The following is a 21738-nucleotide window of genomic DNA, read 5'->3' on the forward strand; positions in this document are numbered from 1 at the left end:
GCGAGGGGCCCCTTCGGGATGCCTAGGTCGGGTCCAGCCCGTGGCTGCGCAGCCACGGCAGCGGGTCTATGGCCGCCCCGCCCGCCGGCCGGACCTCGAAGTGCAGGTGCGGGCCGGTGGAGTTGCCGGAGTTGCCGGAGTACGCGATCGGCTGGCCTGCCTTGACGGTCGCACCGGAGCCGACGCGGTAGCTGGAGAGGTGGCAGTACCAGGTCTCCGTGCCGTCCTTCGCCGTCAGGATCAGCATGTTGCCGTAGGCGCTGTTCCACTTCGTGGTGACGGTGCCGTCGGTGGCGGCCATCACCGAGGTGCCGTAGGAGACCGGGAAGTCGATGCCGGTGTGCACCGACATCCAGTTGATGCCCGCCTGGCCGAAGTAGGCGCTCAGCCCGTGCTGCGCGACCGGCAGCGCGAACTTGGGACGCAGCCGCTCCTTGAGCGCGGCCTCCGCGGCAGCCTTCTTCTTCTCCAGCTCCTGCTGCGCCTTGAGGTCGATCCGCTCCTGGGTGCGGCTCGCCCGGTCGGCGAAGTCGGTGGCGCCGGCCGACAGCGTCTTGAGCTGGGTGTCGAGCTTGCTGTTGGCGACCGACGGCTTGACCGGCTGCGCGTCCGCCGTGGTGGTGGAGGAGTCCTTGGCGTCGTCGGTGAGCGCACCGACCGAGGCGGCGGCGATCCCGGCGACCCCCATCACACAGGCCGACGGTACGGCGACGGTCAGCAGCGCGGAGCGCTTGGCGGGCGTACGACGCCGGGAGCGCGCCCCGCTGCGCGAGCCCGCGCGGGTCGCCGGCGCCGGGCTGATCTCCTCCTGGTCGTCCAGCAGGCCGGTGACGGCGGGCAGTTCACCGGTGGCGTCCGGCTCGCCCGCGTCGGAGTCGTGTCCGCCGAACTCGGCGTCCTCGTACGGCCCGTGCTCGAACGCGGTCTGCGGGTCGCCGACCGCCTCGAACGTCGCGGTGGCCTGCTGATCGAACGGTTCGCCAACCTGCTCGGACTGCGTCGGAACGGTCTGCCCGGCGGAGTTCCACTGGGTGGCGTCGTACGCGCCCGTGTCGAAGGTCTGGGTGCCCCACGCCCACTGCTGGGTGGCGTCGGCGCCGCCCGACTGGTCGGGCTGCAGCCAGGCGTTGGCGTCCCACTGGCCGCTGACGTCGTTCCCGGCGGACTGCGCGGGGACGGTCCAGGCGGTGCCGTCGTAGACGCCGGAGTCGTAGCCGGCGTGGTGCTGCTGGGCCGCGTACGGGTCGTAGGCCGGGGTCTGTGCGGTGCCGGTCTGCCAGTGCGTGGTGTCGTACGCGCCGGTGGTCTGCTCGCTGCCCGGGAGGCTGCCGAAGAGCGGGTCGGCGTGGAAGGCCGTGGTGCCCGCGGAACCACCGGCAAAACCGGTGGCGTCGTAGCCGCCGTACGTGGTGAGGTCGTCGTAGGGAGCTTCCTGTGCTCCGTACTGCGGGTAGTGCGCGGTGGAGGCGTCGGAAGCCGGGGCCGGGGTGGTCATGCTCCCCGACGGGTGACGGTCGTTCACCAACTTCTCTTTCGCCTCGACAACAGGGGCTGCCAGAGCAGTGCGGCGACTGTACCCGTCGGTACCTGGGCGCGACAATCTTCGGCCTGTTTCGCGTGGGCTGGAAACGGGCATTCGGCCGTGTTTCGGGGGAGCCCGGACGCTACCTTGGCCTGGCGTTCGAAAAATGTTCGATGTCGAGTGGCGATGTGGCGGCTGTGCGCCGTCTGTGCTGTGTCTGTGCGCCCCCTCCTCAGGCCACCGTCAGGCCGTTCGCGGCACGGTCCCCGGGGTGCGGGACCTCGAGCGCCTCGCGTATGCCGGCGGCCACGGCGGGATGCACGGGCAGCGCGAGATGGCCGATGCCGGTCACCCGGACGTTCTGCGCCTCCAGGTCGGGGTGCTCCAGGCAGGCCGTCTCCAGCGGGTCCATCAGGGAGTCCAGGTCGCTCCAGAAGCTCACGAAGCGGGTCCGGCAGCCGGGCGCGGGCCGGGCCAGCTCCTCGATCACCGCCGATCCGGGCCGCATCTGCCGCACGATCGGGTGCGCGTCCGCCAGCGGGGCCACCCGCGTCCCCGAGTGCGGGGTGCCGAGCGTCACCAGCGTGCGGACCCGCAGGTCACCGCCCAGACACTGAACGTAATAGCGCGCGATCAGACCGCCCAGGCTGTGTCCGACGATGTCGACCCGGGCGCTGCCGGTGCGCTCGCAGATCTCCTCGATGTGCCGGCCGAGCAGCTCGGCGGCCGTGCGGATGTCGCAGGTCAGCGGAGAGTAGTTGAGCGACTCCACCCGCTGCCTGCCGTGCTGGGCCAGGGTGCGGCGGAGCAGGACGAACACCGATCGGTTGTCGATGAAACCGTGCAGCAGGACGACCGGCGGGGCGGGGCGGACCGGCAGCCTGGCCGTGCCGTCCCCGTCGGGCAGGGCCCCGGAGCGGCGCTCCTGGATCAGGCCGGTCGGATACAGCAGCAGGTGACCCGCCAGGATGGCGGCCTCCAGGGCCGTCGCCCGCAGCAGGGTCATGGACAGTCCGGCCAGCCTGCCGGGCCACAGGCGGCGGCAGAGCGGGAGAAAGAGCGGCGGCAATACCCCGGTGACCTTCATGGCCGACCTCCTGTCGGCACGCCGGAGGACGGCTGCGTCCCCCGTGTGCCCTCATGTCCCACCATGTGATTTCCCCCTCGCCGCGTCCCGTAAAACTGCCGCTTGCGGGATGCTGGAGATAACGTTCGTTCACTTCGCGACGGTGGCGGAACGCGCCAAAAGTGCGGTACTTGTCGGTACGGACGGAAGCCGATCGCTTCCGGGCTCGTTTGATGGAGGCAGTGATGGGTGTGGCAGCCGGTCCGATCCGCGTGGTGGTCGCCAAGCCGGGGCTCGACGGCCACGATCGTGGGGCCAAGGTCATCGCGCGTGCCCTGCGCGACGCCGGTATGGAGGTCATCTACACCGGACTCCACCAGACACCGGAACAGATCGTGGACACCGCCATCCAGGAGGACGCCGACGCGATCGGCCTGTCCATCCTGTCCGGCGCCCACAACACGCTGTTCGCAGCGGTCATCGACCTGCTCCGGGAGCGGGAGGCCGAGGACATCCTCGTCTTCGGCGGCGGCATCATCCCGGAGGAGGACATCCCGCCGCTGAAGGAGAAGGGCGTCGCGGAGATCTTCACCCCGGGTGCGACGACCGCGTCGATCGTGGAGTGGGTCCGGGCGAACGTCCGTCAGCCCGCCGCGTCCGGCGGCTGAGCAGCGGTTCTCATCGGCGTGGTGGACCCGCCCGGAGGCCTGTCCGCCGCGTCCGGAGGTTCGGCGGGTGGCGTGGGCGGGGCCAGTTCCCGCGTCATCGCCGCCCGCAGCCGCAGCGTCGTGACCAGCCGCTGGAACGCCTCCGCCCAGTAGCCGCCGGCCCCCGGAGCCGCGTCCTCCCGCTCGTCGGGTACCGCCAGCAGCGCCTCCAGCCGCACGGCCTCCGCCGGGTCCAGGCAGCGCTCGGCCAGCCCCATCACCCCGCTGAAGCTCCACGGGTAACTTCCCGCGTCCCGGGCGATGTTGAGGGCGTCCACGACGGCCTGGCCGAGTGCGGGGGCCCACGGGACCGCGCACACCCCGAGCAGCTGGAACGCCTCCGACAGGCCGTGCGTGGCGATGAACCCCGCGACCCACGCGGCCCGTTCGGCCGGTCCGAGGGCGGCCAGCAGCTTCGCGCGCTCCGCCAGGGACACCGCGCCCGGACCGCCCGCCTCCGGCGCCGACGGCGAGCCGAGCAGCGCCCGCGACCACGCCGCGTCCCGCTGCCGTACCGCCGCCCGGCACCAGGCCGCGTGCAGTTCGCCCTGCCAGCCGTCCGCCACCGGCAGCGCCACGATCTCCCCGGCCGTCCGCCCGCCGAGCCGCCGCGGCCAGGTGTCGAGCGGGGCGGCCTCCACCAACTGCCCGAGCCACCAGGACCGTTCCCCCCGGCCCGCGGGCGGTGTGGCCACCACGCCGTCCCGCTCCATGCCGGCATCGCACTCGTGCGGCGCCTCCACCACGATCGCCGGCGCTTCCCCCGTGCGGTCCAGCGCCACGCACGCCGTGGCCCGTGCGGCCATCCGCGCGGCGAGCGCCGAACCCGGCAGCGCCGACAGCAGTTCCGCCGCCGTCGCCCGGACGTTGCGGCTGCGGTCGCCCAACGCCTGCTCCAGGAAGGCCTCGTCCGCCTCCGACAGGCCGGTGCGCAGCGAGTCGAGGAACATCAGCCGGTCCTCCGCCCGCTCCGTCGCCCAGGTCGACGCCAGCAGCTCGCGCCCCGGCCCGGGCGTACCGGCGCGCAGCGCGCCCAGCAGTGCGGCCCGTTCGGCGAACAGCCCCTCCTGCCACAGCCGGTGCACCGCCTCGGCGTCCGCTGGGTCCGGCAGTGCGGCACCGCCGCCGGGGGCGGCACGCAGGGCGAAGCGCCAGTCCGGGTTCAGCTTGGCCAGCCACAGCGCGCGCGGGCCCGCGAACGCCAGCGCCGCCGGGCGCAGATCCGTACGGCCGCGGGCCGCGTCCAGCAGCGCGGGCAGCGCCTGCGGGGGTGCCGCGTACCCGTGCGCGTTGGCCGCCGCGAGCCACTGCGGGAGCAGTTCCATGAGGTCCGGTGTGCTGCCCCGCCGGCCGCCGGACCCGCCGCCGGACCGGTCGGCCAGCAGGGTGGTGAGCCGGCGCGCCGCCGGTGCGGGCAGCGCCGGGCGTGGGTCGGCGGGCGCGCGTTCGGGCCGGCGCGCCGCCCGTGCGGGCCGCAGCCCGGCCCGCCGCCGTACGGTCGCCACGGCGGCCGCGTCGAGCAGCGCCACCGGGGCCGGGCGGCCGGGCGGGGCGTGCGCCGGGGTGCGCCGGTCCGTGCCGAGGAGCGCGGTGGTCACCAGTTCCTCCCAGGAGGCTTCCGGTGCGTTTTCCGGCAAGCTCTCCGGCGGCGTGGTGGCCCCGCCGGTCGGTGTCCCGTTCATCACGTCCCCTTCCCTTCGCCTGCCTGCGCGTGTGTGTCCCTACGGCCGGTCAGCACAGCGGCACCGCCTCGCCCGCCCCCTGCGGCCACGCCGTGAGCGGGGTGAAGCCGCGGTGGCCGCACTCGCCGAAGACCGTGACGGGGGCGCCGCCGGACAGCGCGACCAGCCGCCACAGGCCGGGCCGGGAACGGGCGGCCCCGCTCAGCGGCAGGGCCGTGTCCGTGCCGGCGTCGGCCAGCTGCCACCGGTCACCGTCCGGGACCGGTATCACCCGGCCCAGGGTGACTGGGACCGAGTCCAGCCAGGGGTCCTCGCGCAGGGCCGCGCCGTAGCGGGCCGCCGCCTCGGCGGTGGTGACGCCCGGCGGGCGGAACGCGGCCGGGGCCGGCGCGGCGAACCGCTCGCCCAGGGCGGCCCGGGCCTGACCGGAGCCCGGATAATCCGTCAGTTCCGCATCCAGGGCCAGGCCGACCGGCAGGGACAGCTCCGGCGCCCGGCCCGCCGCGCCGTAGGACAGCAGCAGCCGGGTCCCGCCGGACTCGGCACCGTGCAGCCATATCCGGCGCGTCGTCAGTTTCGGGTCCACCGTGTCGTACTGGGCGAGGACCAGCCAGCGGTCGCGCACCGGCGGGCCGTCCGGCGTGGCGGGCAGGCCGAGCCGGGAGCGGACCGTGGCCGCGAGGGCCTCCGGCAGCCGGTCGCGGCGCAGCCAGCCCTGGTCGAGCAGATGCAGCAGCGCGCACTCCTCCAGCAGCCGCGCCGGCCAGCCCGCGCCGGACGCCGGGACCGCCCCCAGTTCCCGCACGCGCGCGGCCAGGCCCGGCGCCTGGGCGTCGACCATGCGGGCCGCCGTCTCGTCCCACAGGCCGTATCCCGCCTGCTCGGCCGCGGCCAGGCCGCCGCGCAGCAGGTCCGCCAGGCGCTGCTCCAGCTCGGTCGCGCCGGCCGTGACCCGCTCGGCCCGGCGCTCGGCCCGCCTTCGGGCCGCCTCCGGATCCACGGGTCCCGCGGCCGAACCCCCCTCGCCCCGCGTCCCCTTCCGCTCGGCGCGGCCGCGCCGGGACGCGAGCCACTGCCCGGCCCAGTCCGGCGGCTGCGCGGCGGCCGGCACCGCGCCCTCGTCACCCGCCCACAGCAGGAGCAGGCCGAGCGCGTGCTTGCACGGGAACTTACGGCTCGGACAGCTGCACTTGTACGCCGGCCCGGCCGCGTCGGCCAGGTCCACCACCGTCTGGTACGGCCTGCTGCCACTGCCCTTGCACAGCCCCCACACCGTCCCCTCTCCGCTCCCGGTCCCGGACCACGGCCCGGCCGCGCCGAGCCTGCTGCCCGCCTTGCGTGACGCGGCGTCAGGCGCCAGTGCCAGCACCTGCTCCGCGGTCCAGCGCACCCCCTGCTCAGTCATGCCACCGACGGTAGGTCCCCCCACTGACAATCGGCCCGGCCAGCGCGTTTGTGCAGGTCAGAGCGATTGTCAGTGGCGTGGTGCACGGTGGGTGACAGATCCGAACCGGCCGAGCTGGAGGGGGCCTCAGCCATGACTGTGTCCGTGGAACCGACGACCGCCGCACCCGACCGCGAGCAGACCGCACAGGCGTTGCGACCGCACGCCGAGCACGCCTTCGCGGCCGAACTCGCCGCGCTCGCCGCGCAGGACGACCGCCCGCGCCCGGCCCGCTGGAAGCTGTCGCCGTGGGCGGTGGCGACGTACCTGCTCGGCGGCACCCTGCCGGACGGCACGGTGATCACACCCAAGTACGTGGGCCCGCGCCGCATCGTCGAGGTCGCCGTCACCACGCTGGCCACCGACCGCGCCCTGCTGCTGCTCGGCGTGCCCGGCACCGCCAAGACCTGGGTGTCGGAGCACCTGGCCGCCGCGGTCAGCGGTGACTCGACGCTGCTGGTGCAGGGCACGGCCGGCACCCCGGAGGAGGCGATCCGGTACGGCTGGAACTACGCGCAGCTGCTCGCCCACGGCCCGAGCCACGACGCCCTGGTGCCCAGCCCCGTCATGCGTGCCATGGCCGAGGGCATGACGGCCCGTGTGGAGGAGCTGACCCGTATCCCGGCGGACGTGCAGGACACGCTGATCACGATCCTGTCCGAGAAGACCCTGCCCATCCCCGAGCTGGGCGCGGAGGTCCAGGCGGTCCGCGGCTTCAACCTCATCGCCACGGCCAACGACCGTGACCGCGGGGTCAACGAGCTGTCCAGCGCCCTGCGCCGCCGCTTCAACACCGTGGTGCTGCCGCTGCCGGAGAGCGCCGACGCCGAGGTCGACATCGTCACCCGCCGGGTCGAGCAGCTCGGCCGCTCCCTCGATCTGCCGGCCGCGCCCGACGGCATCGAGGAGATCCGCCGGGTCGTCACCGTCTTCCGCGAGCTGCGCGACGGCATCACCGCCGACGGGCGTACGAAGCTGAAGTCGCCCAGCGGCACGCTGTCCACGGCGGAGGCGATCTCCGTCGTCACCAACGGACTCGCGCTCGCCACCCACTTCGGCGACGGCGTGCTGTGCCCGGGAGACGTCGCCGCGGGCATCCTCGGCGCCGTCGTGCGCGACCCGGCGGCCGACCGGGTCGTCTGGCAGGAGTACCTGGAGACGGTCGTCCGCGAGCGTGCGGGCTGGACCGACTTCTACCGCGCCTGCCGCGAGGTGAGCGCATGACCGGTACCGGCGGGAGCACGGCGTACGCCGCCGGGCCGCTGCTGCTCGGCGTACGGCACCACGGCCCCGGTTCCGCGCGCGCGGTGCGGGCCGCGCTGGACGCCGCCCGCCCGGCCGCCGTCCTGATCGAGGGGCCGCCCGAGGCCGACGCGCTGATCCCGCTCGCCGCCGACCCGGGCCTGCGGCCCCCGGTCGCGCTGCTCGCCCATGCCGTGGACGAGCCCGGCCGTTCGGCCTTCTGGCCGTTCGCCGAGTTCAGCCCCGAGTGGGTGGCCATCCGCTGGGCCGTGGAGCAGGGCGTCCCGGCCCGCTTCATCGACCTGCCGGCCACGCACACGCTCGCGTGGGAGCAGGGAACGCGCGATTCCGGTGCCGAACCCGATCCCGGTGCCGAACCGGATGCTGGTGCCGACCCCGCCCCCCGGCCCGGTCACGGTGACGAGGTCCGCGTCGACCCCCTCGCCGTGCTCGCCGAGACGGCCGGGTACGACGATCCGGAGCGCTGGTGGGAGGACGTCGTCGAGCACCGGGGGCCGGGTGCCCGCGACCCCTTCGCGCCGTTCGCGGCGGTGGCGGAGGCGATGGGCGCGCTGCGCGAGCGGTACGGCGCCGGCGGTCACTCCCGGGACCTCGTCCGCGAGGCGCACATGCGGCTCCGGCTGCGCGACGCGCGCAAGGAGTTCGGGCACGCCGTGGCCGTGGTGTGCGGGGCCTGGCACGTGCCCGCGCTGCGGGAGAAGACCACCGTCACCGCCGACCGGGCGCTGCTCAGGGGCCTGCCCAAGGTCAAGACCGACCTGACCTGGGTGCCGTGGACGCACCGCAGGCTGGCCCGGGCCGGCGGGTACGGCGCGGGCATCGACTCCCCGGGCTGGTACGGGCACCTGTTCCGGTCCCCGGACCGGCCGGTCGAGCGGTGGCTGACCAAGGTGGCCGGGCTGCTGCGCGAGGAGGACCGGATCGTGTCCTCCGCGCACGTCATCGAGGCCGTACGGCTCGCGGAGACCCTGGCCGCGCTGCGCGGTCGCCCGCTGCCCGGCCTGGGCGAGACCACCGACGCGGTGCGCGCGGTGCTGTGCGAGGGCTCGGACGTGCCGCTGGCGCTGGTGCACGACCGGCTGGTGGTCGGTGACGTCCTCGGCGAGGTCCCGGAGTCGGCGCCCGCGGTGCCGTTGCAGCGCGACCTGGCCCGGCAGCAGCGCTCGCTGCGGCTCAAGCCGGAGGCGCTGGAGCGGGAACTGGAGCTGGACCTGCGCGGGGACACCGACGCCGGCCGCAGCAGGCTGCTGCACCGGCTGCGGCTGCTCGGCGTCGGCTGGGGCGAGCCGGGCCGGTCCCGGGGGAGCACGGGCACCTTCCGGGAGACCTGGCGGCTGCGCTGGGAGCCCGAGCTGTCCGTGCGGATCGCCGAGGCGGGCGTGTGGGGGACGACCGTACAGGCGGCGGCCCAGGCCAAGGCGGAGGCGGACGCGGTGGCGGCGCGCGCCCTGGCCGACGTCACCGCGCTCGCCGAGCAGTGCCTGCTGGCCGGGCTGTCGGACGCGCTGCCCGTGGTCATGCGGGTGCTCGCCGACCGGGCGGCCCTGGACACCGACGTCGGCCACCTCGCCCAGGCCCTGCCCGCCCTCGTCCGCTCCCTGCGCTACGGCGACGTGCGCGGCACGGACACCGGCGCGCTGGCCGAGGTCGCGGCGGGCCTCGCCGAGCGCATCTTCGTCGGCCTGCCCCCGGCCTGCGCCGCACTCGACACCGACGCGGCGGAGGAGATGCGCGGCCACGTGGACGCCGTGCACACAGCGGTGGGCCTCCTGACGGAGAGCCTGACCGGGGCGCCGGCGGGGGACACGGCCGGTGCCCGTGCGGCAGATGCCGGTGAGACCGACCGCGCGCCGGCGGAGGGGGCGGCCGGGGGTGCCGGGGCCGGCGTCGGTGCACGCGCGGGGGGCAGTGACGCCGGCAACGGTGAGTCCGCGGAGGGGGCCGGGAGCGGCGGACCCCTGGGGCGTACCGAGGGCGACGGGGCAGACGCCCGTCCTTCCGCGGAGGGGGGTGACGGCGACACCGGGACCTCGGCAGCGGGCGCCGGGGCCGGCGGGCGCGGGCAGGGCTCGGGACCCGGTGAGTATGGGCGGCGCCGGGCGCACGGGAGCGGTGGCGGGCTCCGCGGGCGCTGGCGGGACGTGTTGCGGGTGCTGGCGCTGCGGGACAACGCGCCCGGTGTCATCCGGGGGCGGGCCGTGCGGCTGTTGCTGGACGACGGGGTGCTGTCGGCCGAGGAGGCGGCCCGGCTGATGGGGCTCGCGCTGTCGCCGGGCACCCCGCCCCCCGCTGCCGCCGCCTGGATCGAGGGGTTCGCCGGCGGTGGGGGCGGGCTGCTGCTGGTGCACGACGAGCGGCTGCTCGGGCTGCTCGACACCTGGCTGACCGGGGTGCCGGCGGAGGCCTTCACGGACGTACTGCCCTTGCTGCGGCGCACCTTCGCGGCGTACGAGCCGGGGGTGCGCAGAACCCTCGGCGAACTGGTCCGGCGCGGCCCGGGGGACCGGCCGGGCGGAGCCGGCGTCCAGCAGGCCGCCGTCCCCGGCTTCGCGGCCGAACCGGACACCGGGCGCGCCGACGCCGTGCTCCCGGTACTGCGGCTGCTGCTCGGCCTCGACGGGGACCACGGCACCCCACCCGGCGCGAACGTGGCGCACAGTGCGGCGCCCGAGGCGATCCGCACCCCGTCGCGCGGCGCCCGGCACAGCACGGCGAACGCCGTGGCGGACAGCGGGGCGAGCGCCGCGACGCCCGCCCCGCGGCGCGGTGCCCCGCCCGCCGCCCCGCGCACCCCGGCACCCCGCGCCACACGCGAAGCGGTGCACACGACGGCACCCGGTTCCCCGCACGACGACTGCCTCACGGGGGTGGGCACATGACGGACACGATGGACGCGACGGCTGCGACGGCTGCGACGGCTGCGACGGCCGCGACGGACAGGACGGCCGCGACGGCGGCCGAGGCGGTGGACCCCGCGCGGGAGCGGCTGCGGCGCTGGCGGCTGGTGCTCGGCGGGGGCCAGGCCGACGGCACCGGGTGCGCGCTGTCCGGCCGGGACGCGGCGATGGACGGCACGCTGGCCGCGCTCTACGGCCGGGGCGACACACCGCCGTCGGGCCGGGACCGGTCGGCGGGGCTCGGCGCCTCCGCGCCGTCCGTGGCGCGCTGGCTCGGGGACATCCGCCGCTACTTCCCGTCCTCCGTCGTCCAGGTCATGCAGCGCGACGCGATCGACCGGCTCGGCCTCGCCTCCCTGCTGCTGGAGCCGGAGATGCTGGAGGCGGTGGAGGCCGACGTGCACCTGGTCGGCACGCTGCTCTCGCTGCACAAGGCGATGCCGGAGACGACCCGGGAGACGGCCCGCGCGGTGGTGCGCAAGGTGGTGGAGGACCTGGAGAAGCGGCTCGCCACCCGTACCCGGGCCACCCTCACCGGCGCCCTGGACCGCAGCGCCCGCGTCAGCCGCCCGCGCCACCACGACATCGACTGGAACCGCACGATCGCGGCGAACCTCAAGCACTACCTGCCGGAGTACCGCACGGTCGTACCGGAACGGCTCGTCGGCTACGGCCGGGCCGCGCGGTCGGTGAAGAAGGAGGTCGTGCTCTGCATCGACCAGTCCGGGTCGATGGCGTCGTCGGTGGTGTACGCGTCCGTGTTCGGCGCGGTCCTCGCGTCGATGCGGTCGATCAGCACCCGGCTGGTCGTCTTCGACACGGCGGTCGTCGACCTCACCGACCAGCTGGACGACCCCGTCGACGTGCTGTTCGGCACCCAGCTCGGCGGCGGTACGGACATCAACCGGGCGCTCGCCTACTGCCAGGCGCAGATCACCCGGCCGGCCGAGACGGTCGTCGTGCTGATCAGCGACCTCTACGAGGGCGGTATCCGCAACGAGATGCTCAAGCGGGTCGCGGCGATGAAGGCGTCCGGGGTGCAGTTCGTGGCGCTGCTCGCGCTGTCGGACGAGGGGGCGCCCGCCTACGACCGGGACCACGCGGCGGCGCTCGCCGCGCTCGGCGCACCGGCCTTCGCCTGCACCCCCGACCTGTTCCCCGAGGTGATGGCCGCCGCCCTGGAGAAGCGGCCCCTGCCCATACCCGACACCGCGTGAGTGGAACCGGCCGTGCGCGGGCACCCGGTGGGCAGCCGGGCCGAGTGTCCGGAGCAGCTCCGTGGGGTGGCCGGCCCCGGGGGGCCGAAGCCGTCGGCCCGTCCGGGCGGTGCCCCGCGGATGGGCGGGTGGTCCCCATTGGGGTGGGGATCAAACGCCCCGGCCCCGGTCGTCCGGGGCCGCCAGGGGGGTCTCACCGGGTCAACCCCAGCCCGGTGAGGCCTCGCACATCGCCCGTACCGGAGGATGTGGCGGCACCCTGTGCCAGGGAACCCGGCATCATGTGACAGGTATCACCGCTCACGTGTGACGCTCGATTTAGGGAGCCCCCGCAAGCGGCGATAACCTGCGAGACGGACATGCCGCGCGCTCGGACACCGTGTGCGCCTCCCCTGTGACAAGCGGACGTCACGTTGCCCTTCGCGGCACGCCCACGCATCCAACGAACCGCGAGATCACTGATAGGGACGGAAGCGCGTGGACCTGTTCGAGTACCAGGCGAGGGACCTCTTCGCCAAGCACGATGTACCGGTGCTGGCCGGTGAAGTCATCGACACGCCTGAGGCGGCGCGCGAGATCACCGAGCGGCTGGGCGGCAAGTCCGTCGTCAAGGCGCAGGTGAAGGTCGGTGGTCGCGGCAAGGCCGGTGGCGTCAAGCTGGCCGCCTCCGCGGACGAGGCCGTCGCCCGCGCGACGGACATCCTCGGCATGGACATCAAGGGCCACACGGTCCACAAGGTCATGATCGCCGAGACCGCTCCGGAGATCCTCGAGGAGTACTACGTCTCCTTCCTCCTCGACCGTGCGAACCGCACCTTCCTCTCCATCGCCTCCGTCGAGGGCGGTATGGAGATCGAGGAGGTGGCGGCCACCCGTCCGGAGGCCGTGGCCAAGACCGCGATCGACCCGATCGACGGCGTGGACGAGGCCAAGGCCCGCGAGATCGTGGAGGCCGCCAAGTTCCCGGCCGAGGTCGCGGACAAGGTCGTCAACGTCCTGATCAAGCTGTGGGACACCTTCATCAAGTCGGACGCCCTCCTGGTCGAGGTCAACCCGCTCGCGAAGGTCGCCTCCGGCGAGGTCATCGCCCTCGACGGCAAGGTGTCGCTGGACGACAACGCCGAGTTCCGTCACCCCGAGTACGAGGAGCTCCACGACAAGGCCGCCGCCAACCCGCTCGAGGCGGCCGCCAAGGAGAAGAACCTCAACTACGTCAAGCTCGACGGTGAGGTCGGCATCATCGGCAACGGCGCCGGTCTCGTCATGAGCACCCTGGACGTCGTCGCCTACGCCGGTGAGAACCACGGCGGCGTCAAGCCCGCCAACTTCCTGGACATCGGCGGTGGCGCCTCCGCCCAGGTCATGGCGAACGGCCTGGAGATCATCCTGGGCGACCCGGACGTCAAGTCCGTCTTCGTGAACGTCTTCGGTGGCATCACCGCTTGTGACGAGGTCGCCAACGGCATCGTCCAGGCGCTGAAGCTCCTGGAGGACCGCGGCGAGAACGTCTCCAAGCCGCTCGTCGTCCGCCTGGACGGCAACAACGCCGAGCTGGGCCGGCAGATCCTCACGGACGCCAACCACCCGCTGGTGCAGCGCGTCGACACCATGGACGGCGCGGCCGACAAGGCCGCCGAGCTGGCCCACGCCGCCAAGTAAGCACTCAGGACGAGGACACCAACACACCATGGCTATCTGGCTCAACAAGGACAGCAAGGTCATCGTCCAGGGCATGACCGGCGCCACCGGCATGAAGCACACCAAGCTCATGCTCGGTGACGGCACCCAGGTCGTGGGCGGCGTGAACCCGCGCAAGGCGGGTCAGACCGTGGACTTCGACGGCACCGAGGTACCCGTCTTCGGCACCGTCAAGGAGGCCATCGAGAAGACCGGCGCCAACGTCTCCGTCATCTTCGTGCCGGAGAAGTTCACCAAGGACGCGGTCGTCGAGGCCATCGACGCCGAGATCCCGCTGGCCGTCGTGATCACCGAGGGCATCGCCGTGCACGACACGGCCGCCTTCTGGTCGTACGCCGGCAAGAAGGGCAACAAGACCCGGATCATCGGCCCGAACTGCCCCGGCATCATCACCCCGGGCCAGTCGAACGTCGGCATCATCCCGGGCGACATCACCAAGCCGGGCCGCATCGGCCTGGTGTCGAAGTCCGGCACGCTGACGTACCAGATGATGTACGAGCTGCGGGACATCGGCTTCTCCACCGCCGTCGGCATCGGTGGCGACCCGATCATCGGCACCACGCACATCGACGCCCTGGCCGCGTTCCAGGACGACCCCGACACCGACCTGATCGTGATGATCGGTGAGATCGGCGGCGACGCCGAGGAGCGCGCGGCCGCGTTCATCAAGGAGAACGTGACCAAGCCGGTCGTCGGCTACGTCGCGGGCTTCACCGCGCCCGAGGGCAAGACCATGGGCCACGCCGGCGCCATCGTCTCCGGTTCCTCCGGCACCGCCCAGGCCAAGAAGGAGGCCCTCGAGGCCGCGGGCGTCAAGGTCGGCAAGACCCCGACCGAGACGGCCAAGCTCGCTCGCGAGATCCTGAGCGCCTGAGCCTCGCAGCACCTGTCGGTAGGCCCGTTCCCCGTTCCGGGGGCGGGCCTACCGCCGTTCCCGCCCGCCGGTCGACGGCGCCGGCCCTGCACCCGGCACCCCTACGGCGGGGGCACGCGTGCCCTCACCGCGGTTCCGGGAACACCCGCTCCGGGCCGGTCGTCTCCCGGCGCAGCTTGGCCTTCAGGGCCTGCTCCTTGCGGGAGAGCGGGCCCGCGGCGGCCGGGGGCGGGACGCCCTGCACCGCCTGGGCCGGAGCCACCGGGGCCTCGTAGCGCGTCGGTGCCGTCCGCAGTGTCAGCGTCGTCGCGCCGATGATCGTCACCGTGAAGGCGATGGCCGCCCGGGTCCAGAAGACGTTCCGGCGCTCGCACCCGGTGCGCACCACCGTCGGCCGCGCCGCCCGCAGGTGCTCCGTCGAGGCCAGTTCGCGCAGCCGGCGGTGCAGCTCGGCGGGGTCGGCCAGCTCCGGCAGCCGCGCGGCCACCGCCTCCCGCGCGTGGGTCAGCCGGCTCGCGGCGGCGGGCGTGCTCGACTCGGTCTCCGCCGCCGTCTCCGGCAGGTCGAGGCCCACCCCGTCGTAGAGGACGAGCGTGCGCCGGTACGCCGCCGGCAGTTCGAGCAGCGTGTGCAGCAGCTCCCGGTCGGCCGGGTCGGCGGGCGGGGGTTCCGGGGACCGGTAGCGGGGGCGGAAGCGGTGCCAGGGGGAGAGCGCGCAGTCGTACGCCACCGCCCGCACCCAGCCGGCCGGGTCCCGGTCCCGGGCCACCTCCGGCCAGCGCTGCCAGGCCAGCTGGAAGGCCCGCTCCACGGACTCGCGGGCCAGCTCCCGGCGCCCGGTGAGCAGATAGGTCTGGCGTACGAGGGCGGGTGCGCAGAAGGCGTACAGCGCGTCGAAGGCCTGAGCGGGCGTCAGCGTGCTCGTCTTCGCCGCCGTCAGACTCGCCTGCGGGGACCGTTCCTGAGGGGCCGTCGGCTCGGGGCTCTGTGTCTTCACCATGCACCCTTCCGTACGAAAAAGAACATAAACATATATTGAGCGACACTTCGGAGGTTCGCCTGTTACGACGGGAAAGCGCGTGTCGTTGGGAGCATGGCGTGCGTGATCCAGATGACCGCTCGCCGCTCGCCGCTGTCGCTCCTGCTGTCCCGCATGCGCGACCGCTCGCCCGGCCTCGCCGCGAGCCTGCTGGGCGGCGCGGTCGCGGCCGGACTGGGGCTGGGTTCGTTCGCCGTGCTCGTCATGGTGCTCTGGGTCAGCTCGCCGTACCCGGACAGCGGACCGGGCGGCGCGCTGCACATCGCCGCCGCCCTGTGGCTGCTCGCGCACGGCGTCGAACTCGTCCGCACCGACACCCTGTCCGGCACGCCGATGCCCGTCGGTCTCACCCCGCTGCTGCTGCTCGCCCTGCCGCTGTGGCTGGTCCACCGGGCGGCGCGGGACGCCACCGACGCCTCCGCCGAACCGGACGGCCCGCCGCCGGTGGGGGCGCGCACCGCGTGGACCGGTGTGGTCCTCGGCTATCTGGGTGTCGGCGCCGCCGCGACGCTGTACTGCTCCGGCGGCGAACTGCGTCCGCAGTGGGTCTGGGTGACGGTGTGTCTGCCGCTGGTCGCGGCGAGCGCGGCCGGCGCCGGGGTGTGGTCGGCGTACGGCCGTCCGCCCGAGCCGGTGCTGCGCGCGCTGGTGGTGGTCCCGGGGCCGGTGCGGCGGCTGGTGCTCGGCACGGACGCGGGGGCCCGGCTGGGCACCGCCGTACGCGCCGCCTGCGCCGCGACGACCGTGCTCTTCGGCGGCGGCGCCCTGCTGGTCGGGGTGTCACTGGTCTGGCACGGCGAGCCGGCGCGGGTCTCCTTCCTGCAGCTGACGGAGGGCTGGACGGGCCGGTTCGCGGTGCTGCTGCTCGGCATCGCCCTGGTCCCCAACGCGGCGGTGTGGGCCGCGTCCTACGCGCTCGGCCCCGGCTTCCTCCTCGGCACCGGGCACCTGGTCCACCCGCTCGCCTCCCACCCGGCCCCGCTGCTGCCGCCGTTCCCGCTGCTGGCCGCGGTGCCCGCGCCGGGCGCCGGTACGCCGCAGAACTGGGTGGCGGGCGTGGTGCCGGCGGTGGCCGGGATGACCGCGGGCTGGTTCGTGGCGCGGGCGGCCGTACGGCGGCCCGCTTCCGGTGCACCGGCGCGGGCCCGCTGGTCGGCCGGCCGCACCGCCGGGGTGGTCCTGCTGACCGCTCTGGTCTGCGCGGCGGCCCTCGCCCTGCTCGCCGAGCTGGCGGGCGGCCCCATGGGCGTGGCCGCACTGGCCCGCCTCGGCCCGCTGTGGTGGCAGACCGGGGGTGCGGCCGGGGCCTGGACGCTGGTGTTCGCGCTGCCGGTGGCGCTGACCGCCCGGGCCTGGCGGCTGCGCCGCCGGCGCCGGCCCCGCGGCGGCATTCCGGCACAGGCCACGGAGACGGGGGCCGTGACCGGGGCGAAGAGCGGCGCGCTCCCGCCGACGGCGGCGACCGGCAAGGCTGCCGGGGTGAAGAGTGGCTCCGCCCAGCCGACGGCAGCGACTGCCCAGCCGACGGCAGCGACTGCCCCGCCGACGGCGACGACTGCCGCTGCGACGGCGGCGACCGGCAAGGCCGCCGGGGCGAAGGGCGGCGCCGTCCCGCCGACGGCGGCGACTGCCCCGCTGACGGGAGCGACTGGCAAGGCCGCCGGGGCGAAGAGCGGCGCCGTCCCGCCGACGGCGGCGACTGCCCCGCTGACGGGAGCGACTGGCAAGGCCGCCGGGGCGAAGAGCGACGCTGCCCCGCCGACGGCGGCGACCGTCCCGCCGACGGCGGCGACCGCCGCGCCGACGGGAGTGACCGGCAAGGCCGCCGGGGCGAAGAGCGACGCTGCCCCGCCGACGGCGGCGACCGTCCCGCCGACGGCAGTGACCGCCGCGCCGACGGGAGTGACCGGCAAGGCCGCCGGGGCGAAGAGCGACGCCGTCCCGCCGACCGCGGCGACGGCCGCGACCGGGCACACCGCCGAGGCGGGAGGGACGGAGAACGCCGACGCGGTGGCCGCCCCGGCACCGGACGCGGCCGAGGCCGACGAGGCCCCGGCCCCGGCCCCCCGCGGCGACACCCCGGCCGCGGCCGCGGCCGCCACCGACGGTGGGGAGGAGGCCGGCGGAGCCGCGGGCGGGCTCAGACTGTGGGGCCGGGGCAAGGGCCCGGCCAAGGAGGGCACGCCCGCTCGGGCGGCCGGTACGACCGGAGCGGACGAGGAGGAGGAGCCGTACGAGGTCCTTCCCGCCGCCGACCCGTTCCCGACCTCGCACCCCGGTCCCGCCCCGACCTCGTACTCCGGTCCCTCCTCGGCCCCGTACCCCGGTCCCGCCCCGACCTCGTACTCCGGTCCCTCCTCGGCCCCGTACCCCAGTCCCTATCCGACCTCGTACTCCGGTCCCTCCCCGGCCCCGTACCCCCGTCCCTACCCGACCTCGTTCACCGAGCCGTTCCCCGTGGGCTGGCACGACGACGCCGCCCGGGCCTCGCGCTGGGCGGCCCTGAAGGAGGCGGCGGGCACCTCCGAGGACGGTGCCGGCACCGCCCAGGGGCCGGACCCCGAGCCCGGGCCGGAGCCAGGTGCCGGCCCTCGCCCCGATCCCGGCCCGGATGTCGCCGAGTGAGAGGCGTCAGCTGTCGTCCACGCCCAGGACGCCGCGCAGTTCCCGGGGCAGCAGGGTGTCGCAGGACTGCTTGGCCTGGTGGGTGAGGGCGTCGTTCACACAGGTGTAGTAGTCGCGGTAGACGAGCTGCACGGTGAACGTGGACGCCACCAGGACCAGGGCCAGGGACGCCGTGACCAGGCCGCTGACGGCCGCCGTCGTCTGGGGCCGGCCGGCCTGGGCCGCCGGAGCCGGAGCGGCCGGACCCGTCGGAGCCGCCGGGGCGTCCGGGGCCGGGCGGCGCGGCTTGGCGCGCAGCGCGCTGCTGCCCCAGTACAGGGCCAGCGCGCCCAGCAGCAGTGCCACGTAAGGCCAGCTGAACAGGGCGAAGAAGACCGCCCACATGCCGGAGAGCAGGGCGTACCGCGCGCGGCGCTGGGCCGGGTCCGTCGGGTCCCAGCGCATGCCGGGGCCGGCCGGTCCGCCGGGCCCCTGCGGGCCACCGCCCGGCCGCTCGCCGAAGCCGTCGGGGGAGCGGCCGGGCTGCCGGTCACTCCACTGACTGCCCCACGAAGGGCCACCGCCCGGTCCCTGACCGCCACCGTGACCACCACCCGGACCCTGGCCGTGCCCCTGACCGGGCGGGTATCCCTGCCCCTGGCCGTGCCCCTGACCGGGCCCGTATCCCGGCCCCTGACCCTGACCCTGACCGGGCCCGTATCCCTGACCCTGACCCTGACCGGCGCCGGACGCGCCCCCGGGGTGACGCGGCTGCCACGGCCGGTCCGGAGTCCCCTCCGGCGGCGGCGCGAACGGATTGTCGTCCTGTCGCCCGCCCTCGTGCCCGGAGCCACCGTGCCCGGAGCCACCGTGCCCGGAGCCACCGTGCCCGGAATCGCCCTGTCCGGAACCGCCCTGCCCCGGTCCGCCGCTCCACCCGGTGCCGCCCTGCCCCGAGCCGTCGGAGCCGCCCCCCGGTGTCCGGGTGGGCGGTGAGGTCGGGCGCTCCCGCAGCAGCGCGGCGCCACGCTCGCCCCCCTGGGCCGGGCGCGGCGGGAACGTGAGGAGTCGCAGGCTGCGATCGGGCATCAAAAGAGCGTCTTCCCCTAGGTGACTACGGCAGTCCGTCATGAGCTTCCACCCCGTGAACGCACCGCACGACGACCGCGTTCCCGAGGCTGCTCCTTCGTGATTCCGTGCGAACGCTACCGTCCGGCCGGCCACCCGTCCCCGGGGCCCCTTCCCGAGTGCCGGTATCGTTGCTGGCGGTCGGCCGCTTCGTAGACTTCCCCGTATACGGGGGCGCGAAGCATTCGTACGACTGTACAAACCGCCCGGCCGGTCGACGGCCGGACACATCGTTTCCCGAGAAAGGGCCCCACCGTGGCCGCCACCACCCCTGGCCCAGCGGTCAAGCGCCTCGTCGTGCTGGTCTCCGGGTCCGGCACCAACCTGCAGGCGCTCCTGGACGAGATCGAGCGCACCGGAGCCGAGGCGTACGGCGCGCGGATCGTGGCCGTCGGGGCCGACCGCGCCGGCATCGAGGGGCTGGCCCGCGCCGAGCGCGCCGGGATCCCCACCTTCGTCTGCAAGGTCAAGGACCACGGCTCCCGCGAGGAGTGGGACGCGGCGCTCGCCGGGGCCGTCGCCGCGTACGAACCCGACCTCGTCGTCTCCGCCGGCTTCATGAAGATCGTCGGCAAGGAGTTCCTGGCCCGCTTCGGCGGACGGTTCGTCAACACCCACCCGGCCCTGCTGCCCAGTTTTCCGGGGGCCCACGGGGTCCGTGACGCGCTCGCGTACGGCGCCAAGGTCACCGGCTGCACCGTCCACTTCGTCGACGACGGCGTCGACACCGGCCCGATCATCGCCCAGGGCGTCGTCGAGGTCCGGGACGAGGACGACGAGAGCGCGCTGCACGAGCGCATCAAGGAAGTCGAGCGAAGGCTGCTCGTCGAGGTCGTGGGGCGGCTCGCCCGCAACGGCTATCGCATTGAGGGACGAAAGGTAGTTATCCAGTGACCGCCGAGAGCAACAAGCGGGCCATCCGTCGCGCGCTGGTCAGCGTCTACGACAAGACCGGTCTTGAGGAGCTTGCCCGCGGGCTGCACGAGGCCGGGGTGGAGCTGGTCTCCACCGGGTCCACGGCCGGCCGGATCGCCGCCGCCGGCGTCCCCGTCACCAAGGTCGAGGAACTGACCGGCTTCCCCGAGTGCCTGGACGGCCGGGTGAAGACCCTGCACCCGAGGGTGCACGCGGGCATCCTCGCCGACCTGCGCCTGGACAGCCACCGCGAGCAGCTCGCCGAGCTGGGCGTGGAGCCGTTCGACCTGGTCGTCGTCAACCTGTACCCGTTCCGGGAGACGGTCGCCTCCGGTGCCTCGCCCGACGAGTGCGTGGAGCAGATCGACATCGGCGGCCCCTCGATGGTCCGCGCCGCCGCCAAGAACCACCCGTCCGTCGCCGTGGTCACCAGCCCGCAGCGGTACGCCGACGTGCTCGCCGCGGTGAAGGACGGCGGCTTCGACCTCGCCGCCCGCAAGCGGCTGGCCGCGGAGGCCTTCCGGCACACGGCGGAGTACGACATCGCCGTCTCCTCCTGGTTCGCCTCGTCCTACGCCCCCGTCGACGAGTCCCGCTTCCCGGACTTCACGGCCGCCTCCTTCGCGCGCAAGAACACCCTGCGCTACGGCGAGAACCCGCACCAGGACGCCGCTCTGTACGTCGACGGCACCGGCGGTCTGGCCGAGGCGGAGCAACTGCACGGCAAGGAGATGTCGTACAACAACTACACGGACACGGACGCCGCCCGCCGTGCCGCGTACGACCACGCCGAGCCCTGTGTCGCGATCATCAAGCACGCCAACCCGTGCGGCATCGCGATCGGCGCGGACGTCGCCGAGGCGCACCGCAAGGCGCACGCCTGTGACCCGCTGTCCGCGTTCGGCGGTGTGATCGCCGTGAACCGGCCGGTCAGCAAGGAGATGGCGGAGCAGGTCGCCGAGATCTTCACCGAGGTCATCGTGGCCCCGGACTACGAGGAGGGCGCGCTGGAGGCCCTCACCAAGAAGAAGAACATCCGCGTGCTGCGCTGCCCCGAGGGCCCGGGACACGAGGTCGAGGTCAAGCCGATCGACGGCGGCGCGCTGCTCCAGGTCGCCGACCGGCTCCAGGCCGACGGCGACGACCCGGCCAACTGGACGCTGGCCTCCGGCGAGGCGCTGGACGAGGACGAGCTGCAGCAGCTCGCCTTCGCCTGGAAGGCCTGCCGCGCGGTGAAGTCCAACGCGATCCTGCTCGCCAAGGACGGCGCCTCGGTCGGCGTCGGCATGGGCCAGGTCAACCGCGTCGATTCCTGCAAGCTGGCCGTCGAGCGGGCCGGCGAGGAGCGGGCCCGCGGCTCCTACGCGGCCTCCGACGCCTTCTTCCCCTTCCCCGACGGCCCGGAGATCCTCATCGGCGCCGGCGTCCGGGCGATCGTCCAGCCGGGCGGCTCGATCCGCGACGAGCAGGTCGTGGAGGCCGCGACGAAGGCAGGCGTGACCATGTACTTCACGGGCACGCGCCACTTCTTCCACTGATTCCGCAGCGCGCCCCCGGCGCCCTGCGCGTGGTCCCGCCCGTCGACCGACGGGCGGGGCCACGCCGGTGTGCGGCGGGTAGGAGGGGGCACGGCCCAACGCCCGGGAACAGGCCGTCGGCGGGGGGCGGGAGGGCGGCGGGGC

General features: G+C 74.6%; 14 protein-coding genes and 1 pseudogene. 9 read left to right on the forward strand and 6 right to left on the reverse strand.

All coding sequences use genetic code 11. The features are described 5' to 3' along the window. Nucleotides 1–22: 22 nt before the first annotated feature. A complete protein-coding gene (locus tag ABZ923_RS36425) occupies nt 23–1522 on the reverse strand; it encodes a peptidoglycan DD-metalloendopeptidase family protein (RefSeq protein WP_361481016.1) in 1500 nt (499 codons plus the stop codon). A 232-nt stretch (nt 1523–1754) separates the two neighbouring features. Further along, on the reverse strand, nt 1755–2609 hold the full coding sequence (locus ABZ923_RS36430) for an alpha/beta fold hydrolase (protein ID WP_361481019.1): 855 nt from the start codon (nt 2607–2609) through the stop codon (nt 1755–1757). 224 nt (nt 2610–2833) lie between these two features. Here ABZ923_RS36430 and ABZ923_RS36435 point away from each other — a divergent pair, with 224 nt between their 5' ends. After that, nucleotides 2834–3256 carry a cobalamin B12-binding domain-containing protein gene (locus ABZ923_RS36435; protein ID WP_361481022.1) on the forward strand — a complete coding sequence of 141 codons (423 nt, stop codon included), beginning with the start codon at nt 2834–2836 and terminating at the stop codon, nt 3254–3256. Here the strand turns inward: ABZ923_RS36435 and ABZ923_RS36440 are convergent. Together ABZ923_RS36440 and ABZ923_RS36445 are read right to left on the reverse strand one after the other, a co-directional pair. Next, nucleotides 3232–4977 (reverse strand): DUF5691 domain-containing protein, encoded by a 1746-nt coding sequence (locus ABZ923_RS36440; protein ID WP_361481025.1) that lies wholly within the window; start codon nt 4975–4977, stop codon nt 3232–3234. The genes ABZ923_RS36435 and ABZ923_RS36440 overlap by 25 nt on opposite strands. A gap of 49 nt (nt 4978–5026) precedes the next feature. Next, a complete protein-coding gene (locus ABZ923_RS36445; RefSeq protein WP_361481028.1) occupies nt 5027–6382 on the reverse strand; it encodes an SWIM zinc finger family protein in 1356 nt (451 codons plus the stop codon). Nucleotides 6383–6514: 132 nt separating this feature from the next. Between ABZ923_RS36445 and ABZ923_RS36450 the strand changes: the two genes are divergently transcribed. The 5 genes from ABZ923_RS36450 to sucD all read left to right on the forward strand — a co-directional run bounded on the left by ABZ923_RS36450 (nt 6515) and on the right by sucD (nt 14370). Then, the gene (locus ABZ923_RS36450) at nt 6515–7645 is read left to right on the forward strand and encodes an AAA family ATPase (RefSeq protein ID WP_361481031.1); all 1131 of its coding nucleotides are present in this window, start codon (nt 6515–6517) and stop codon (nt 7643–7645) included. Then, the gene (locus ABZ923_RS36455; RefSeq protein WP_361481033.1) at nt 7642–10563 is read left to right on the forward strand and encodes a DUF5682 family protein; all 2922 of its coding nucleotides are present in this window, start codon (nt 7642–7644) and stop codon (nt 10561–10563) included. Before ABZ923_RS36450 ends, ABZ923_RS36455 begins: the two co-directional genes overlap by 4 nt. A gap of 8 nt (nt 10564–10571) precedes the next feature. After that, nucleotides 10572–11798, forward strand: a complete 1227-nt coding sequence (locus ABZ923_RS36460) for a VWA domain-containing protein (protein ID WP_361481047.1) — start codon at nt 10572–10574, stop codon at nt 11796–11798. A gap of 477 nt (nt 11799–12275) precedes the next feature. Next, nucleotides 12276–13457 (forward strand): ADP-forming succinate--CoA ligase subunit beta, encoded by a 1182-nt coding sequence (sucC, locus tag ABZ923_RS36465; RefSeq protein WP_361481035.1) that lies wholly within the window; start codon nt 12276–12278, stop codon nt 13455–13457. Nucleotides 13458–13485: 28 nt separating this feature from the next. After that, nucleotides 13486–14370 carry a succinate--CoA ligase subunit alpha gene (gene sucD, locus ABZ923_RS36470; RefSeq protein ID WP_361481037.1) on the forward strand — a complete coding sequence of 295 codons (885 nt, stop codon included), beginning with the start codon at nt 13486–13488 and terminating at the stop codon, nt 14368–14370. 124 nt (nt 14371–14494) lie between these two features. Here sucD and ABZ923_RS36475 read toward each other — a convergent pair whose 3' ends face one another. Continuing rightward, nucleotides 14495–15367: an RNA polymerase subunit sigma-70 gene (locus ABZ923_RS36475; RefSeq protein WP_361481050.1), complete on the reverse strand. Its 873-nt coding sequence runs from the start codon at nt 15365–15367 to the stop codon at nt 14495–14497. 96 nt (nt 15368–15463) lie between these two features. On the opposite strand from ABZ923_RS36475, the pseudogene ABZ923_RS36480 reads away from it, so the two are divergent. Then, nucleotides 15464–16789: pseudogene (locus tag ABZ923_RS36480) on the forward strand (DUF6350 family protein); the annotation flags it as partial. 1251 nt (nt 16790–18040) lie between these two features. On the opposite strand, the gene ABZ923_RS36485 reads toward ABZ923_RS36480, so the two are convergent. After that, nucleotides 18041–19102 (reverse strand): hypothetical protein, encoded by a 1062-nt coding sequence (locus tag ABZ923_RS36485; protein WP_361481039.1) that lies wholly within the window; start codon nt 19100–19102, stop codon nt 18041–18043. Between the two features lie 294 nt (nt 19103–19396). On the opposite strand from ABZ923_RS36485, the gene purN reads away from it, so the two are divergent. Further along, entirely contained in the window at nt 19397–20035 is a 639-nt protein-coding gene (gene purN, locus ABZ923_RS36490; protein ID WP_361481041.1) for a phosphoribosylglycinamide formyltransferase, read from the forward strand. After that, on the forward strand, nt 20032–21594 hold the full coding sequence (gene purH / locus ABZ923_RS36495) for a bifunctional phosphoribosylaminoimidazolecarboxamide formyltransferase/IMP cyclohydrolase (RefSeq protein WP_361481044.1): 1563 nt from the start codon (nt 20032–20034) through the stop codon (nt 21592–21594). The genes purN and purH overlap by 4 nt, the downstream gene beginning before the upstream one ends. Nucleotides 21595–21738 lie beyond the last annotated feature (144 nt).

Origin of the sequence: Streptomyces sp. NPDC046881 (assembly GCF_040645015.1) — a bacterium.
Taxonomy (GTDB): domain Bacteria; phylum Actinomycetota; class Actinomycetes; order Streptomycetales; family Streptomycetaceae; genus Streptomyces.

Coding starts and splice junctions, on each gene's coding strand:
- ABZ923_RS36430 (WP_361481019.1), bottom strand. CDS start 2,609: ATGAAGGTCACCGGGGTATTGCCGCCGCTCTTTCTCCCGCTCTGCCGC.
- ABZ923_RS36435 (WP_361481022.1), top strand. CDS start 2,834: ATGGGTGTGGCAGCCGGTCCGATCCGCGTGGTGGTCGCCAAGCCGGGG.
- ABZ923_RS36440 (WP_361481025.1), bottom strand. CDS start 4,977: ATGAACGGGACACCGACCGGCGGGGCCACCACGCCGCCGGAGAGCTTG.
- ABZ923_RS36445 (WP_361481028.1), bottom strand. CDS start 6,382: ATGACTGAGCAGGGGGTGCGCTGGACCGCGGAGCAGGTGCTGGCACTG.
- ABZ923_RS36450 (WP_361481031.1), top strand. CDS start 6,515: ATGACTGTGTCCGTGGAACCGACGACCGCCGCACCCGACCGCGAGCAG.
- ABZ923_RS36455 (WP_361481033.1), top strand. CDS start 7,642: ATGACCGGTACCGGCGGGAGCACGGCGTACGCCGCCGGGCCGCTGCTG.
- ABZ923_RS36460 (WP_361481047.1), top strand. CDS start 10,572: ATGGACGCGACGGCTGCGACGGCTGCGACGGCTGCGACGGCCGCGACG.
- sucD (WP_361481037.1), top strand. CDS start 13,486: ATGGCTATCTGGCTCAACAAGGACAGCAAGGTCATCGTCCAGGGCATG.
- ABZ923_RS36485 (WP_361481039.1), bottom strand. CDS start 19,102: ATGCCCGATCGCAGCCTGCGACTCCTCACGTTCCCGCCGCGCCCGGCC.